We start from the raw sequence: 15534 nt of genomic DNA on the forward strand, positions 1-15534 counted from the left end.
CAAGACATGATGCGAGATGCGGCCAATTTCGAGCCGGCGGACAGCCGGGTGACGCACCCGGCGTTCTGGAACGCGCTGCCCGAGCGCTGGACGAGCGACGTCGAGGAAACGCTGGTGTGCTGCCACGTGCGGCAGGAAACCCACGACGTGAAGAGTTTCTTCTTCCGTTCGCCGCAGGGCCGCACGTTCTCGTTCGAGCCCGGGCAGTTCATCACGCTCGAGCTCGACATCGACGGCGAGACGATCAACCGCTGCTACACGATCTCGTCGTCGCCGGCGCGGCCGCACACGATTTCGATCACGGTCAAGCGCGTGCCGGGCGGCAAGGTGTCGAACTGGCTGCACGACAACCTGCAGCCGGGCGCGGCGGTGCGCGTGCTCGGCCCGGCCGGCGAATTCACCTGCGCACGGCATCCGGCGCGCAAGTACCTGTTCCTGTCGGCCGGCTCGGGCGTCACGCCGCTGATGTCGATGAGCCGCGCGCACCACGATCTCGCGGAGGATCGCGACATCCTGTTCGTGCACAGCGCTCGCACGCCGGACGACATCATCTTCGCGCGCGAGCTCGACCTGATCGCGTCGAACCATACGAATTTCCGCACGTCGTTCGTCGTCGAGCGCGTCGGCGCACGTACCAACTGGCCGGGCGTCACGGGCTTCCTGACGCTGCCGCTGCTCAAGCTGATCGCGCCGGATTTCATGGAACGCGAGATCTTCACGTGCGGCCCCGCGCCGTACATGAAGGCCGTGCGCGACCTGCTCGACGAAGCCGGCTTCGATCGCAAGCAGTATCACGAGGAAAGCTTCTCGTTCGAAACGCTCGCGCAGACCGCGAGCGACGAAGTACTCGCCGAACTCGTGCCGGCCGCCGACGGCGTCGACGCCGCGACGAAGCAGTACACGGTCAGCTTCGCGAAGAGCAACCGCGAGATCGCGTGCGGCTCGCAGCAGCACGTGCTCGACGCGGCGCGCCAGTCGGGCGTGCGGCTGCCCGCCTCGTGCACGCAGGGCATGTGCGGCACCTGCAAGGTGAAGCTCGTGTCGGGGCAGGTCGAGATGAAGCACAACGGCGGTATCCGCCAGCGCGAAATCGATCAGGGGATGGTGCTGCTGTGCTGCAGCAAGCCGCTGTCGGATCTGGTGATCGACAAGTAGTCGAAGCACACCATCGGCTGCCCGGGCGCGTCGCGTCCGGACAAGCATCTGTCGGAAAACAACGATACCGCGGATTTGTGGTTGAAGAACCTAGAGAGACAACGCGCACGGTGCGCAGACCAAGGAGATCGACCATGAAACTGTTCGGAAAACTGTTGTGGACCGGCACCCTGTCGGCGATGGTGGCATTGAGCGCATCGGCGCTCGCCGATACGAAGCCCACGCTGAAGATCGGCTACGTCGAAGGCTGGGACGACAGCGTCGCGACGTCGAACGTCGCGGCCCGCGTGATCGAGAAGAAGCTCGGCTACGAGGTCAAGCTCGTGCCGGTCGCGGCCGGCATCATGTGGCAAGGCGTCGCGCGCGGCGATCTCGATGCGACGCTGTCCGCTTGGCTGCCGGTCACGCACGGCTCGTACTGGGACGAGTACAAGGCCAAGGTCGTCGACCTCGGCGCGAATTTCCCCGATGCGAAGATCGGCCTGATCGTACCCGCGTACGTGAAGGCGAAGAGCATCGACGACCTGAATGCGGAGAAGGGCAGCTTCGGCGGCCGGATCGTCGGCATCGATGCGGGCGCCGGCGTGATGCGCAAGACCGACGACGCGATCAAGAGCTACGGGCTGAACTACACGCTGATGCCCAGCTCGGGCAGCGCGATGACGGCCGAGTTGTCGCGTTCGGTCGGCGCGAACAAGCCGGTGATCGTGACCGGCTGGGCGCCGCACTGGATGTTCGCGAAGTGGAAGCTGCGCTTCCTCGAGGATCCGAAGAAGGTGTTCGGCGGCGCCGAGCACGTCGACAGTGTCGTGAATCCGGGCCTCGAAACCAAGGCGAAGCCGGTCGTCGCGTTCCTGAAGAAATTCCAGTGGAAGCCGGGTGAAATCGACAGCGTGATGCTGGCGATCCAGAACGGCTCGAAGCCGGAAGCGGCCGCGGATGCGTGGATTGCGGCGCATGCCGACCGCGTGAATTCGTGGACGGAAGGCGCACAGTAAGCACCTCGAGCTACGTCGTAAGAAACATCAAAAAAATACGCCGGGAATGGCATGCAGGAATCCGAAATAATACGGATGCAATGCGGCCATATCCCGGAATTCTTTTGCGGATTCTGCAAAAAAGCGCGTAAGTTGTTACACTAGCGCCCTTGTGCGGAGTCATCTGCTTTGTATCGGAGCAGCGTAAGCGCTAAAGCGCTAACACTGATCGAGAGGAGGAATTGGATGAGTCAGGCAGGACTGCGTGCTAATCGCACCAGTGATGTTGAGGCAACCATCTCACATGATTCGACGGGCCATACGCTGCACCGTGGCCTGACCTGGAAAGACGCTTTTTGGGTGACGAGCGGCGTGCCGGCAGGCGTGCTGTTCACGATCGGCGGCGTATGCGCGACGATCGGCCAGCCCGCGTGGGCGATCTGGATCGCCGCGATCACGATGGGGCTGATTCAAAGCGCGACTTATGCGGAAATATCCGGGCTATTTCCCCATAAATCGGGCGGCGCGTCCGTGTATGGCGCGATTGGCTGGGTGCGTTACAGCAAGCTGATTGCCCCGGTTTCCGTGTGGTGCAACTGGCTCGCGTGGTCGCCGATGCTTGCACTCGGCTGCGGCCTCGCGGCGAGCTACGCGCTCACGAGTCTCTTTCCCGCCAATGCGGCGGTGCTGCACTGGCAGCTCAAGGTTGCGGATCTCGGGTTCATCAAGCCGGGTCTATCCCTGCGGATCAACGCGACGTTCATCATCGCGACGATTCTGCTTCTCATCACGTTCAAGCTTCAGCACAGCGGTGCGTCGAAGGCTGCACGTACGCAGCGCATTCTCGGCATTGCATCGCTCACGCCGCTCCTGATCGTCGGCATCGTGCCGTTCGTCACCGGCGACGTGCCGATGTCGAACCTGCTGCCGCTCTTGCCGCTTGGTCACGACGCACAGGGCAACCTCACGGCCGCGAGCTTCGGTTCGTGGAACGGGCAGGGCGTGACGATGGCGCTCGGCGCGATGTTCATGGCTGGCTGGGCCTCGTACGGTTTCGAAACGGCCGTCTGCTACACGCGTGAGTTCCGCGATCCGCGGCGCGACACCGCGAAGGCGATCTTCTGGTCGGGCGCGCTGTGTCTCGTCGTGATGACGCTCGTGCCGATGGCGTTCCAGGGTGCGCTCGGCACGCAGGCGATGCTCGATCCGTCGATCGGCGACGGCACGGGCGTCGCGGCCGCGATGGCGAAGATCGTCGGTGGCGGCGCGTGGGTCGCGAATGCGGTCGTCGTGATGCTGATGCTGTCGATCCTGCTGATCGTGATGACGTCGATGATGGGTTCGTCGCGCACGCTGTACCAGGCATCGGTCGACGGCTGGCTGCCGAAGTACCTGTCGCACGTGAACGAGCACGGCTCGCCCACGCGTGCGATGTGGACCGATCTCGGCTTCAACCTCGTGTTGCTGATGATGTCGGACTACATGACGGTGCTGTCGATCTCGAACGTCTGCTACATGCTGTTCGTATTCCTGAATCTTCAGTCGGGCTGGATTCACCGGATGGATCGCGGCAACTGGGATCGGCCGTTCCGCTGCCCGACCTGGCTGCTCGTCGGCGGCGCGATCTGCGGTTACGCGAACCTCGTCTACGTCGGCGCGGGCGCGAACCTGCAGGGCGAAGGCACGCTGCGCAACGGGCTGATCGCGATGCTGCTGATCGTGCCGGTGTTCCTGTTCCGCCATTACTGGCAGGATCGCGGCCGCTTCCCTGAACAGATGCAGCGCGACATGGAACTGGAAGTGCCGAAGCGCGCGCCGTGGCTGAACCTGATGCCGTATGCGGCGCTGATCGGCGCGGCGTTGACGATCTGGTTGTCGTATTACTTCGCGTGGGTGAAGTGATGCGGTAAGGCGGGCGCGCCGCTGTCGCACGACGACAAAAAGGCCCAACCGGTTACACGCCGGTTGGGCCTTGTTCGTTTCCGCCGCGTTCGGGTGCGGCCGCCGCCCGCTTACGGAAACACCACCGTCCGGTCGCCGTTCAAAAATACCCGCCGCTCGATGAACGCCTTCACCGCACGCGCGAGCGTGAGGCTTTCGACGTCGCGCCCCACCGCGAGCAACTGCTCGGGCCGCAGCGCATGATCGACGCGCTCGACGACTTGCTCGATGATCGGGCCTTCGTCGAGATCGTCGGTCACGAAGTGCGCGGTCGCGCCGATCAGCTTCACGCCGCGCGCATGCGCCTGGTGATACGGCTTCGCGCCCTTGAAGCCGGGCAGGAACGAGTGATGGATGTTGATCGCGCGGTTCGCGAGCTTCGCGCTCGTCTCCTGCGACAGCACCTGCATGTAGCGCGCGAGGATCACGAGCTCCGCGCCGCTCGATTCGAAGAAGTCGAGCCATTGCGCTTCCTGCTGCGCCTTGGTGTCGGCCGTGATCGGGAAGTGGCGGAACGGCAGCCCGTGCTGCGCGGCGAGCGGCTCGAAATCGGGATGGTTCGACACGATGCCGACGATGTCCATCTTCAGCTCGCCCATGCGCCAGCGGAACAGCAGATCCGCGAGGCAGTGCTCGAGCTTCGACACCATGATCAGCACCTTCGGCCGTGCGTTGACGTCGTGGATCGCCCACTGGTTGTCGCCACCGTGGCCGCCGAGTCCGGCCGCGATCGGTGCGAATTCCTGGCGCAGCGCGTCGATCTGCAGCGTTTCATCCGTCGGATGAAAGACGCAGCGCACGAAGAAGCGGTTGCTGAGATCGTCGTCGAACACGTTCAGCGCATCGACGTAGCAGCGATGGCGATCGAGAAAGCCGACGACGGCGGCGACCTGACCGGCCGCGCTCGGGCACGACAGTGTCAGGACGAATTGATCGGGGCGGTGCTCGGCGGTCATGAGACTCCTCGGATGGCAGGGCGCACGGCCGCGCGGCGGCGCACGACAGCGCCGCGCCGCGCGGGTAGCGGGAGGCTCAAGTAAATCAGGACGATTTCGGCGCGGATAGAACCAACGCGCCGTGTGGCTGGTATCGGTGCGCCAGCGGGCGGGAGCGGGGAAGGGGCGCGGAGAAGCGGAACGGACGCGAGGGCGCGTGCTGCTTCAGGCCGCCGCGCACGCGTCGAGCAGCCAGCGCCGGAACACGTGGGTCGCGTCCGGCTCGGGCCGCTGCGGCGGGCGCACCAGGAAGTAGCCGCGCGACGTGACGACGGGTGCATCGACCAGCTTCACGAGCTGGCCGGCCGCGACGAGTTCGTCGACGAGCGGCGCCCAGCCGAGCGCGACGCCTTCGCCGAGCAGCGCCGCATGGATCACGAGCGCATAGCTGTTGAAGGTCACGCCGCGGGTGGCGGCCGGCGATTCGAGCCCGTGCGCGTCGAACCAGCCCGACCACGACAGCCAGCGCTCGGGGCGCGTCGGCTGCACGTGCAGCAGCGGCAGCGCGAGCAGATGGTCGGCCCGCGTGACGCCCCGGTGCGTGTCGCGGAACGCGGGCGAGCAGACGGGCGTGACGGATTCCGGAAACAGCCGCGCGGCCGTGCACGACGGCCAGTGACCGTCGCCGAACAGGACCGCGATGTCGCCGTGGTCGCGTTGTGCGTCGTAATCCTGTGACGTGACGACACGCACGTCGACGTCCGGCATCACGCGTTTCAGCCCGGCCAGGCGCGGCATCAGCCAGTAGGTCGCGAAACCGAAATCGGTGACGATCGTGAGTGCGCCGTGCTCGCGGCGCGCGCGCAACGTCGCGGTCGCGCCGCGCAGCGTGTCGAGGCTCAGCCGCACGGCTTCGTACAGGCACTGGCCGTCGGCCGTCAGCGTGACGCCGCGCGGGCTGCGTTCGAACAGCGGCACGCCGAGTTCGGCTTCGAGCTGGAACACCTGCTGGCTTACGGCCGGCTGCGTCGAGCCGAGCTCGCGCGCGGCGGCCGTGAAGCTCGCCAGCCGGGCAGCCGATTCGAACGCGCGCAGCGCCTGCATCGACGGTAACGGTTCGGGTTTCGACATAAGTCCCTCTAATGGCCCCATAAGGGCCGGACGCCTACCCGCGTGAATTCGGGCGGGCGATAGTGCAGCGGACGGTACGGCACATGCGCTTCGCGTGCCGCCGCGCAATGCATTCGGCAATTCTAGCCAGCGCGGCCCCTGCGCGCGGCAGTTTCTGCGGACCGCCTCCGTCATGCCGGACGTCTCGCTGCCAAAGCGGCGCGCCGTTCCATTCGAACACCGCTTTCCCCACGATCGCCGATGACGAACCCGACACCCAACATCCTGATCCTGATGGCCGACCAGCTCACGCCGTTCGCGCTGCCGGCGTACGGCAACCGCGTCGCCCGTACGCCGACGCTCGACCGGCTCGCCGCCGAAGGCGTGGTGTTCGACGCCGCGTACTGCGCGAGCCCTTTGTGCGCGCCGTCGCGCTTCTCGCTGCTGACCGGCAAGCTGCCGTCGGGGATCGGCGCCTACGATAACGCCGCCGAATTGCCGGCGCAAACGCTGACGTTCGCACACTACCTGCGCGCGGGCGGCTACCGGACGATGCTGTCCGGCAAGATGCATTTCTGCGGGCCCGATCAGTTGCACGGCTTCGAGGAGCGCCTCACGACCGACATCTATCCGGCCGATTTCGGCTGGGTGCCGGACTGGGACCAGCCGACCGAGCGGCCGAGCTGGTATCACAACATGAGCTCGGTGCTCGATGCCGGCCCTTGCGTGCGTACGAACCAGCTCGACTTCGACGACGAAGTGACGTTCGCCGCGAAACAGAAGCTGTACGACGTCGCGCGCGAGCGTGCGGCCGGACACGATACGCGGCCGTTCTGCATGGTCGTGTCGCTGACCCATCCGCACGACCCGTATGCGATCACGCGCGAATACTGGGATCTGTACCGCGACGAAGACATCGACATGCCGGCCGTGCGGCTCGATGCGGCCGAAAGCGATCCGCATTCGCAGCGGCTGCGCTTCGTCTGCGAGAACGACCGCACGCCGCCGACCGATGCGCAGATCCGCGCGGCCCGCCGCGCGTATTACGGTGCGACGTCCTACGTCGACACGCAGTTCGGCAGTGTGCTGGCCGCGCTCGAGCAATGCGGGTTCGCCGACGACACGATCGTGATCGTCACGTCCGACCACGGCGACATGCTGGGCGAACGCGGGCTCTGGTACAAGATGACGTTCTTCGAAGGCGGCTGCCGCGTGCCGCTGATCGTGCATGCGCCGGGCCGCTTCGGCGCCGCGCGGGTGCGCGGGCCCGTGTCGCACGTCGACCTGCTGCCGACGCTCGTCGAGCTGGCCGGCACGGCGCCGGCCGGCGGCTGGCCGGACGCCGGATGGCCGGACCCGGTCGACGGTACGAGCCTCGTGCCGCACCTGCACGGCACGCCCGCGCACGATGTCGCGCTCGGCGAATACCTCGCGGAAGGCGCGCTCGCGCCGGTCGTGATGATTCGCCGCGGCGACTGGAAATACGTGCATTGCCCGGCCGATCCCGACCAGCTCTACCACCTGTCGGACGACCCGCGCGAGCTGACGAACCTGGCCGGGCAGCCGGAAGCCGCTGACGTGCTCGCCGCGTTCCGCGCGGAGGCCGCACAGCGCTGGAACCTGCCCGAGCTGGACCGGCAGGTGCGCGCGAGCCAGCGGCGCCGGCGCTTCCATTACGCGGCGACGACGCAGGGCCGCATCCACGCGTGGGACTGGCAGCCGTTCACCGACGCGAGCCAGCGCTACATGCGCAATCACATCGAACTCGACACGCTCGAGGCGATGGCGCGTTTTCCGCGCGTCGGGCGCTGAGCGTCCGGCAGTGCGAACATTCATGAACGACGGAGGAAGCGGACGATGAAACGGCAATGCAATGCAGCAATCCGAAGGATCGGCGCGGCGCTTGCCGCCGCCGCGTGCGTGGCGGCGACGCAGCCGGCGTATGCCGCCGATCCGCAGACGTGCGACGCGGTGAAGATGGCGGCGCCCGGCTGGACCGACATCGACGCGACGAACGCGATGGCGGGCGTCGTGCTGAAGGCGCTCGGTTACCGGCAGGACGTGGCGAACCTGTCGGTGCCGATCACGTACCAGGGGTTGAAGAAAGGGCAGGTCGACGTGTTCCTCGGCAACTGGATGCCCGCGCAGGCCCCCCTCGTGAAGCCGTTCGTCGACGAAAAATCGATCGACGTGCTACACGCGAACCTGAGTGGTGCGAAATTCACGCTCGCGGTGCCCGACTACGTGGCCGCGGCCGGCGTACACACATTCGCCGATCTCGCGCGCTACGCGGACCGCTTCGGCGGCAAGATCTACGGGATCGAGCCCGGCGCGCCCGCGAACCAGAACATCAAGCGGATGCTGTCAGACCACGTGCTGGGGCCCGCGAACTGGTCGCTCGTCGAATCGAGCGAGACGGGCATGCTCACGCAGGTCGAGCGCGCAGTGCGCGACAAGCGCTGGATCGTGTTTCTCGCGTGGGAGCCGCATCTGATGAACACGAAGTTTCATCTGACGTATCTGTCGGGCGGCGATGCGTACTTCGGCCCGAACTACGGCGGCGCGACGGTCAACACGGTCACGCGTGCCGGGTTCGCCGGCCAGTGCACGAACCTCGCGCGGCTGTTCCGGCAGATGACGTTCTCCGTCGACGTCGAGAACCGGATGATCGCCGACATGCTCGACAACAAGACCTCGCCCGCACTCGCGGCGCAACATGCGCTGAAGGCCGAGCCGGCGCTGGTCGCCGGCTGGCTCGACGGCGTGACGACGGCGGCCGGAGCGCCGGGCCTGCCGGCCGTGCGCGCGGCCCTCGACGGCCGCTGATTCCCTCCCTCCGGGCGGCCGGTATTTACCGTGCCGCCTGTCTACGTGTTTTCCCGATCCGTCGCATGGCGACCATTTAGTGTCGCCTTCAGACGGGTGGCCTGAAATATGGGTTTGTATTTTTCGCCAATGGCTGCGTTATTGCGGAAAACGAAATACCGAAGCCAGCGGGGCGGTCTGAATTCGAATCCACCGGCGCATCGCGGCACGCGTCGGGACGAGATTCTATCCATCGAACGGTTCAGGGAGGGTGGTCGATAATGAAGCATACGAAAGTTGCCGTAGCCGCCGCGCTTGCATGCGCGGCCTGTATTCCCGCCGTCGGACATGCGCAAAGCAGCGTGACGCTGTACGGGATTCTCGACGCGGGTATCACGTACGTGAACAACACGGGCGGTTCGCACGTGGTCAAGTTCGACGACGGCGTCGCCTACGGGAACCGCTTCGGCCTCAAGGGCACCGAAGACCTGGGCGGCGGCCTGAAGGCCGTGTTCACGCTCGAGAGCGGCTTCCATCTCGGCAACGGGCAACTCGGCTTCGGCGGCGCGGAATTCGGCCGGCAGGCGTATGTCGGCCTGCAGAACGACTGGGGCACGCTGTCGTTCGGCAACCAGCTCGACATCACGAACGAACTCGTATCGATCTACAACATCTCGGCGTGGGGCAGCGGCTACGCGATCCACCAGGGCGACTTCGACCGCTTCAACGGCGACCGCCTGCCGAACTCGGTGAAGTTCCTGTCGAACGACCTGAGCGGCTTCAAGTTCGGCGCGATGTACTCGTTCGGCAACGTCGCGGGCAACTTCCATCGCAACAGCGCATGGAGCGCGGGCGCGAGCTTCACGAAGGGTGACTTCTCGATCGGCGCCGCGTATACGCGCCTGAACAACCCGAACGGCATCTACGCGTTCGACCCGTACGCGATGATCGGCACGCACACGTTCCTCGGCCAGCAGACCGTCACCGTCGATCCGGCGACCGGCGCGCGCACCGACCTGTTCGCGAACACGCCGATGGACGTCGACAGCCAGGGCACGTTCGGCATCGGCACCAGCTACACGATCGGCAAGCTGACGCTCGACGCCAACTACTCGTACACGACGATCAAGGGTTTCGGCCAGTCGTCGCACATGCAGGTGTACGAAGGCGGCGGCCTGTACCAGTTCACGCCGGCGCTGAGCTTCATCGCGGGCTACCAGCACACGCGCTTCGAAGGCCATCACTGGAACCAGGGCACGGCCGGCCTGCATTACCTGCTGTCGAAGCGCACCGACATCTACATCTCCGGCGATTACCTGCGCGCGTCGCAGGGCGTCGATGCGGTGGTCGGCTACAGCTTCACGCCGTCGACGACGCAGACGCAGGCCGACGTGCGGATCGGGATGCGGCATTCGTTCTGAGCGGAGTGGCGGGATGGTGTGACGTCTTCAGCGAGGTCTCTCTTTGGCGCGAACCGCGGTTCGCGCTTTTTTTTTGCGATGCGCCGGCTCGATGGCGCTCGGGGCAGGCGGCCGGCCGGTTTTCGGCGGTTGGCATATCATCGCGCTTTGGCCGCGTCCGCACCGTTGCCGCACGTACCCGCGTGCGTCGCCGTTTTCCCGAACGGTTGCGGTGCGCACCGCCAGCCGCCGAGAACCCGATGACCACCCCCGTGCCTGATTCCAGTCCGTTATCCCCGTTACCCGCCAACCTGTTTCGCCACGCGCCGTTCCAGCGTTTCTGGGGCGCGCGCGTGATGTCGTCGCTGGCCTTCCAGATCCTGTCGGTCGCGATCGGCTGGTACGTGTATGCGCTCACGCACAGCGCGTTCGCACTCGGTCTCGTCGGCCTCGCGCAGTTCGTGCCGATGTTCGCGCTGACGCTCGTCGTCGGGCAGGTGGCCGATCGCTACGACCGCCGGCGCATCGCGACGATCTGCCAGAGCGTCGAGGCGCTGGCTGCCGGCGTGTTCCTGCTCGGCGCGGTGCAAGGGTGGCTGGCCGCGCCGGCCGTGTATGCGCTCGCGGCGATCGTCGGCACGGCGCGTGCGTTCGAGTCGCCGTCGGTGTCGTCGCTGTTGCCGGCCGTCGTGCCGCGCACCGACCTGCCGCGCGCGACCGCGCTGTCGACGTCGGCGAACCAGGCCGCACAGATCCTCGGGCCTGCGTTCGGCGGGTTGCTCTACGGTGTTGGCGCACCCGTCGCGTTCGGCACGAGCGTCGCGGCATTCGCGGTCGCGGCGATGCTGAGCGGCACGATTCCGCTGCGCAGCGCGCCGCCCGCGCGCGAGCCGGTCACGCTGCGCTCGGTGTTCTCGGGCATCGCGTTCATCCGGCGCGAGCCGGCGATTCTCGGCGCGCTGTCGCTCGACCTGTTCGCGGTGCTGTTCGGCGGCGCGACCGCGCTGCTGCCGATCTATGCGCGCGACATCCTTCAGGTCGGCCCGTGGGGACTCGGGGCGCTGCGCGCGGCGCCCGCGGTCGGCGCACTCGCGGGCACGCTGTGGCTCACGCGTTTTCCGTTGAAGGGACGGCCGGGCCGCGCGATGTTCGGCGGCGTGATCGCGTTCGGCATCGCGACGATCGTGTTCGGGTTGTCGCGGCACTTCGCGTTGTCGCTCGTGGCGCTGGCCGCGCTCGGCGCATCGGACGTGATCAGCGTCGTCGTGCGCCTGTCGCTCGTGCAGCTGCGCACACCCGACGACATGCTCGGCCGCGTGAGCGCGGTCAACTCGCTGTTCATCGGCACGTCGAACCAGCTCGGCGATTTCGAATCGGGCGTGACGGCTGCGTGGTGGGGCGCGCCGGCCGCGATCGTCGTCGGCGGCGCGGCGACGATCGCCGTCGCGCTGACGTGGATGCGGCTCTTTCCGCAGCTCACGAACATGAAGTCGCTCGAACGCGACGCGTGACGCGCATCACACGTCACGCGTCCTGCGTCACGCGCACGGCCGTGCCGTAGCAGATGACTTCGGTCACGCCCGAGCCGATCTCGGTCGAGTCGTAGCGCATCGCGACGATCGCATTCGCGCCGAGCTTGCGCGCCTCGGCGAGCATCTTGTCGAATGCTTGCTGGCGCGCCTTCTCGCACAGCGACGTATAGAGCGTGATGTTGCCGCCGAAGATCGTCTGCAGCGACGCGCCGAACGAGCCGACGATCGAGCGCGAGCGCACGACGATGCCCTGTGCGACGCCGAGCGAGCGAACGGTCGTATGGCCGGGCAGGTCGAACGCGGTCGTGACGCGGGCGGGCGACAGGTCGTCGATGGAGCGATTGGGTTCGGTCATGGTGGGCAAGCGTGTAGCGAGTGGTCGAACGACGATTCTAGCCGGACGGAGAAAAGTCATTCGAGCGGGCGCACCCACACGGGTGAACGCCCGTTTCATTGCCGAATGCGAGAAAACCGCTCGGCGAGGTACGCTCAGCGCTTGACCGTCGCGCCGGCAATGCCGCCGAGATCGACCGCATAGGCCAGCGCCAGCTTGCCGAACTTCAGCGCATGGTTGGCCTGTCGATCGGAGTTCTCCAGCGTGTCGTTCACCGTGTGGATGTACGGGCTGTCGTTCTGGTCGGCCTCGAACGGGAACGATGCCGGATACCCCTGCGCATTCCACGACGCGTGGTCCGAGCACGCATACCCGCACTGCGACGTGCCGATCGCAAGCTCCGGCAGGTAGGTCGCAGCCAGGTTCTTCACGTAGGTGTTCTGCGCCGCGTTCGTGTAGTCGGTGATCAGGTAGATGTCCTTCGGATCGCCCTTGTAGTTCGTCATGTCGAGCTGCAGCACGCCGACCACGTTCGCATTCTGCGTTCGGAACTGCTTCGCGATCGCCTTCGAACCCAGCAGGCCGGCTTCCTCGGCCGCATACCCGACGAACTTGATGGTCCGTTTCGGCCGGTAGTTGTTCGCGAGCAGCACGCGCAGCGCCTCGGTGAGGCTGGCGATGCCCGACGCGTCATCGTCCGCGCCGGGCGAGCGCGTGTTTTCCGTCGTGCGGCCGACGGTCGAATCGAGGTGGCCGCCGAGCACGACGGTGCCGGCGGCCGGATCGCTGCCGCGGATCGTCAGGATCACCGATTTCTGCGGAAAACCCGTATGTGCGAACTGTTCGACGGTGATGTCGGCACGCGAACCCGCCAGCTGCTTCCATTGCAGTGCGAGCCAGTCGGATGCGGCGACGCCGTGCGACGTCGTGTAGTAGCGGTTCGTGAAACCGGACAGCGACGTGATCGTACCGACGATGTTGCTGGCCTGCAGTTGCTGGACCCACGTGCCGATCTGCGGCACGTTCGACACCGTGTACGCGGGAGCGGCGGCCCGTTTCGCGAGCGTCGCCGGCAACGGTTGCAGCGCCTGCCGCGCGTCGTCGAACGAATCGTGCACGACGTAGCCGGGCCCGTGGCCGCGCGTGTGGTGGACCGCGTGGGCCAGCTCGCCGAGCCGGGCATCGTCGATCTCGACGACGTGAACGGTTTCGCGGCGCGCGGCGCCGTCGGCCGCCTTGCCGGCGTCGACGCTCGTGCTGTATTGCGCGGTTGCGGTCGCATCGATGCGTTGAAGCTGGCGGAACGCGGTGTCGCCGAGCGTGATCCAGACGGGCGTCGCGTGCGCGGCGGCGGTCAGCAGCATGCCGCCCAGCGCGGCGCTCAGGCGGGTCGGTTTCAGAGTAGGCATGTTCGATCTCGTGAGAATGGCGATGTCGATGAAGAGAGCACGCCGCAGGTCGTGCGACGCGCTCCCGCCTGCTGCGGCATTACGACTTCTGCGGAACGGTCACGCCGTACGTGCAGCTCTTGTTGTACGCGTTGCCGATCGCGGTGAGCTGCGCGCTGCTGTAGCCGAGTGCGGAGGCGGCCGTCAGCACGGCCTGTGCGGCCGCCTTCTGGTTGGTCGAGCTGTTGGTCATCGACAGCCCCTTCAGGAACGCCTTGTCCATCGCCTGCGCGCCGATCGCATCGCGCGCGACGAGGTTGCACGACGCCCAGTACTGGCCGGCCGTGTGGATCTCCGCGCCGCGCGCCTGCGCATAGGTGCGCCCGACGTTCCAGTTGGTCACGCGGCCGCCCCAGAACTCGTTGTGACCGTCCCAGTTGTAGACCCAGTGATACTGCGCGTCTGACGGGCTCCACTGGTTGAAGTCGCGGCTGTACGCGGCGGCGAGATAGTCGCCGGTGCCTTCCGACAGGCCTTCCTGTTGCGACAGGCCGCCGTTGGTGACCCAGTCGTGGATGCCGTGGCCGAGCTCGTGGATCACGACGTCCGCGTCTTCCGCGTCGTCGACGCCGCCTTGCCCGAAGGTCAGCCGGCCGCTGCTCGACGAATACGACGAGTTGTCGTCGCCCGATTCGCCGTGCGGGTCGTACTGCACGCCGCCCGTGTACTGGTACGGCAGCGCCTTGATGCCGAGCGTCTGGTTCACGTAACGCAGGAAAGTGTCGATGTGGTAGTACACGTTCACGGCCTCGAAATACAGGTTGCCGCGCGTGAATTCGAATGCGGGCGTGGACTGCGACGGACACGCCTTGTCGAGCGGCGCATCGAAATCGACGCACACCGCGTACGGGCCCGTCAGCGTGTAGCGCGTGCCCGACTGCGCGAGCTCCTTCAGCGTCACGCGCACGCGTGCGGCCGTGAGCTGCGTCGAATCGGCGTCGCTGCTGTCCTTGTAGCCGGTGCTGCCGTAGCTGCTCTTCGTCGGCGACAGCGGATCGGGGCGGAACACGAAGCCGGTGCCGTCGGTCGCGTAGAACGCCTTGTCCTCGGCGCGCAGCACTTCGCCGCTACCCGAATCGATCAGCAGTTCCCAGTCGCCCTTCGGGCCGTCCTGCGGGCGGCCGCGCACCTTCCACGCGGTGTGCGTGCCGGCCTGGTCGACGAATGCGACGAGCTGGGCGTCGAGATGCGTGAAGCCGCTCACGCCGAGATACGCGCGGGCACGGTCGAGCGCCTGCTGCTGGTCGACGGCCTGCGACTTGCGCGTCGTCGCGACCACGCCGCTGATCGTGTTGCTCGCGACGTACAGGACGCGGCCGTCCTTCGCGACGGTCACCGCGATGTCGCTGCCGTACACGGGCAGCCCGGCAGCCTGCTGCTGCAGGCGCACGACGGTGAAGTCGGCATCGTTGCGTTCCGACGTGACGACGAGGCTCGCGAGCGCCGCCGCGTCGAGCCCGAGCTGCGCCGCTTGCGACGCGACGAAGTCGCGCGCGGTGGCGGCGGGCGTCGCGGCGGCTTTCTTGACGCGCCAGGCCGGGTTGTACAGCGTGACGGCGACGCCGTCCGAGCGGAATTGCCCGGCGGCCGTGTCGGCCTTCGCGGCCGGCGGCGCGACGCCGCGCGTCAGGCTTTCGCGCAGGCTGGCGGCCTGCGGATTCGACACTTTCGTATCGGCCAGGGTGCCGCCGACGATGCCGAAACCGAGCGCGAGACTCAGGGCGAGCGGCAATGCTTTGCGTGATGTCTGCATACGTGATCCTCATCTCAACGGTTGGACACGCCCGCGCGCTCGTGGCGAGCAGGCACGACACGGCCCGCGCGCCGGTTCGATGGAACCGGTGCGGCGAAGCGGTGTGGGGAGTATCGACTGACTAAGGAGGACTAAATGTCAGGT

General features: G+C 66.7%; 12 protein-coding genes. 7 read left to right on the top strand and 5 right to left on the bottom strand.

Annotated elements, in window-relative coordinates; all coding sequences use genetic code 11:
- The first annotated feature begins 6 nt into the window (after positions 1-6).
- From BLS50_RS27885 to BLS50_RS27895, 3 genes are all read left to right on the top strand, one after another.
- A complete protein-coding gene (locus BLS50_RS27885) occupies positions 7-1155 on the top strand; it encodes an FAD-binding oxidoreductase (protein WP_074805762.1) in 1149 nt (382 codons plus the stop codon).
- A 134-nt stretch (positions 1156-1289) separates the two neighbouring features.
- The gene (locus tag BLS50_RS27890; protein WP_074805765.1) at positions 1290-2153 is read left to right on the top strand and encodes a glycine betaine ABC transporter substrate-binding protein; all 864 of its coding nucleotides are present in this window, start codon (positions 1290-1292) and stop codon (positions 2151-2153) included.
- A gap of 225 nt (positions 2154-2378) precedes the next feature.
- A complete protein-coding gene (locus BLS50_RS27895; RefSeq protein WP_074805769.1) occupies positions 2379-4034 on the top strand; it encodes an APC family permease in 1656 nt (551 codons plus the stop codon).
- A gap of 110 nt (positions 4035-4144) precedes the next feature.
- Here BLS50_RS27895 and purU read toward each other — a convergent pair whose 3' ends face one another.
- Entirely contained in the window at positions 4145-5029 is an 885-nt protein-coding gene (purU, locus tag BLS50_RS27900; protein ID WP_074805773.1) for a formyltetrahydrofolate deformylase, read from the bottom strand.
- A gap of 204 nt (positions 5030-5233) precedes the next feature.
- A complete protein-coding gene (locus BLS50_RS27905; protein ID WP_074805776.1) occupies positions 5234-6139 on the bottom strand; it encodes a choline sulfate utilization transcriptional regulator in 906 nt (301 codons plus the stop codon).
- A 240-nt stretch (positions 6140-6379) separates the two neighbouring features.
- Here BLS50_RS27905 and betC point away from each other — a divergent pair, with 240 nt between their 5' ends.
- The 4 genes from betC to BLS50_RS27930 all read left to right on the top strand — a co-directional run bounded on the left by betC (position 6380) and on the right by BLS50_RS27930 (position 11834).
- Positions 6380-7930: a choline-sulfatase gene (betC, locus tag BLS50_RS27915; RefSeq protein ID WP_074805779.1), complete on the top strand. Its 1551-nt coding sequence runs from the start codon at positions 6380-6382 to the stop codon at positions 7928-7930.
- 45 nt (positions 7931-7975) lie between these two features.
- The gene (gene choX / locus BLS50_RS27920) at positions 7976-8944 is read left to right on the top strand and encodes a choline ABC transporter substrate-binding protein (protein WP_074805784.1); all 969 of its coding nucleotides are present in this window, start codon (positions 7976-7978) and stop codon (positions 8942-8944) included.
- A gap of 260 nt (positions 8945-9204) precedes the next feature.
- The gene (locus BLS50_RS27925) at positions 9205-10344 is read left to right on the top strand and encodes a porin (RefSeq protein ID WP_011547110.1); all 1140 of its coding nucleotides are present in this window, start codon (positions 9205-9207) and stop codon (positions 10342-10344) included.
- Between the two features lie 239 nt (positions 10345-10583).
- A complete protein-coding gene (locus tag BLS50_RS27930) occupies positions 10584-11834 on the top strand; it encodes an MFS transporter (RefSeq protein WP_074805787.1) in 1251 nt (416 codons plus the stop codon).
- A 13-nt stretch (positions 11835-11847) separates the two neighbouring features.
- Here BLS50_RS27930 and BLS50_RS27935 read toward each other — a convergent pair whose 3' ends face one another.
- From BLS50_RS27935 to BLS50_RS27945, 3 genes are all read right to left on the bottom strand, one after another.
- Positions 11848-12210, bottom strand: a complete 363-nt coding sequence (locus tag BLS50_RS27935; protein WP_074805789.1) for a YbjQ family protein — start codon at positions 12208-12210, stop codon at positions 11848-11850.
- Between the two features lie 134 nt (positions 12211-12344).
- On the bottom strand, positions 12345-13598 hold the full coding sequence (locus BLS50_RS27940) for a M20/M25/M40 family metallo-hydrolase (protein WP_074805792.1): 1254 nt from the start codon (positions 13596-13598) through the stop codon (positions 12345-12347).
- A 79-nt stretch (positions 13599-13677) separates the two neighbouring features.
- Entirely contained in the window at positions 13678-15390 is a 1713-nt protein-coding gene (locus BLS50_RS27945; protein ID WP_074805795.1) for a M36 family metallopeptidase, read from the bottom strand.
- Positions 15391-15534 lie beyond the last annotated feature (144 nt).

Source organism: Burkholderia orbicola (assembly GCF_900100915.1).
GTDB classification, from domain to species: Bacteria; Pseudomonadota; Gammaproteobacteria; order Burkholderiales; family Burkholderiaceae; genus Burkholderia; species Burkholderia orbicola.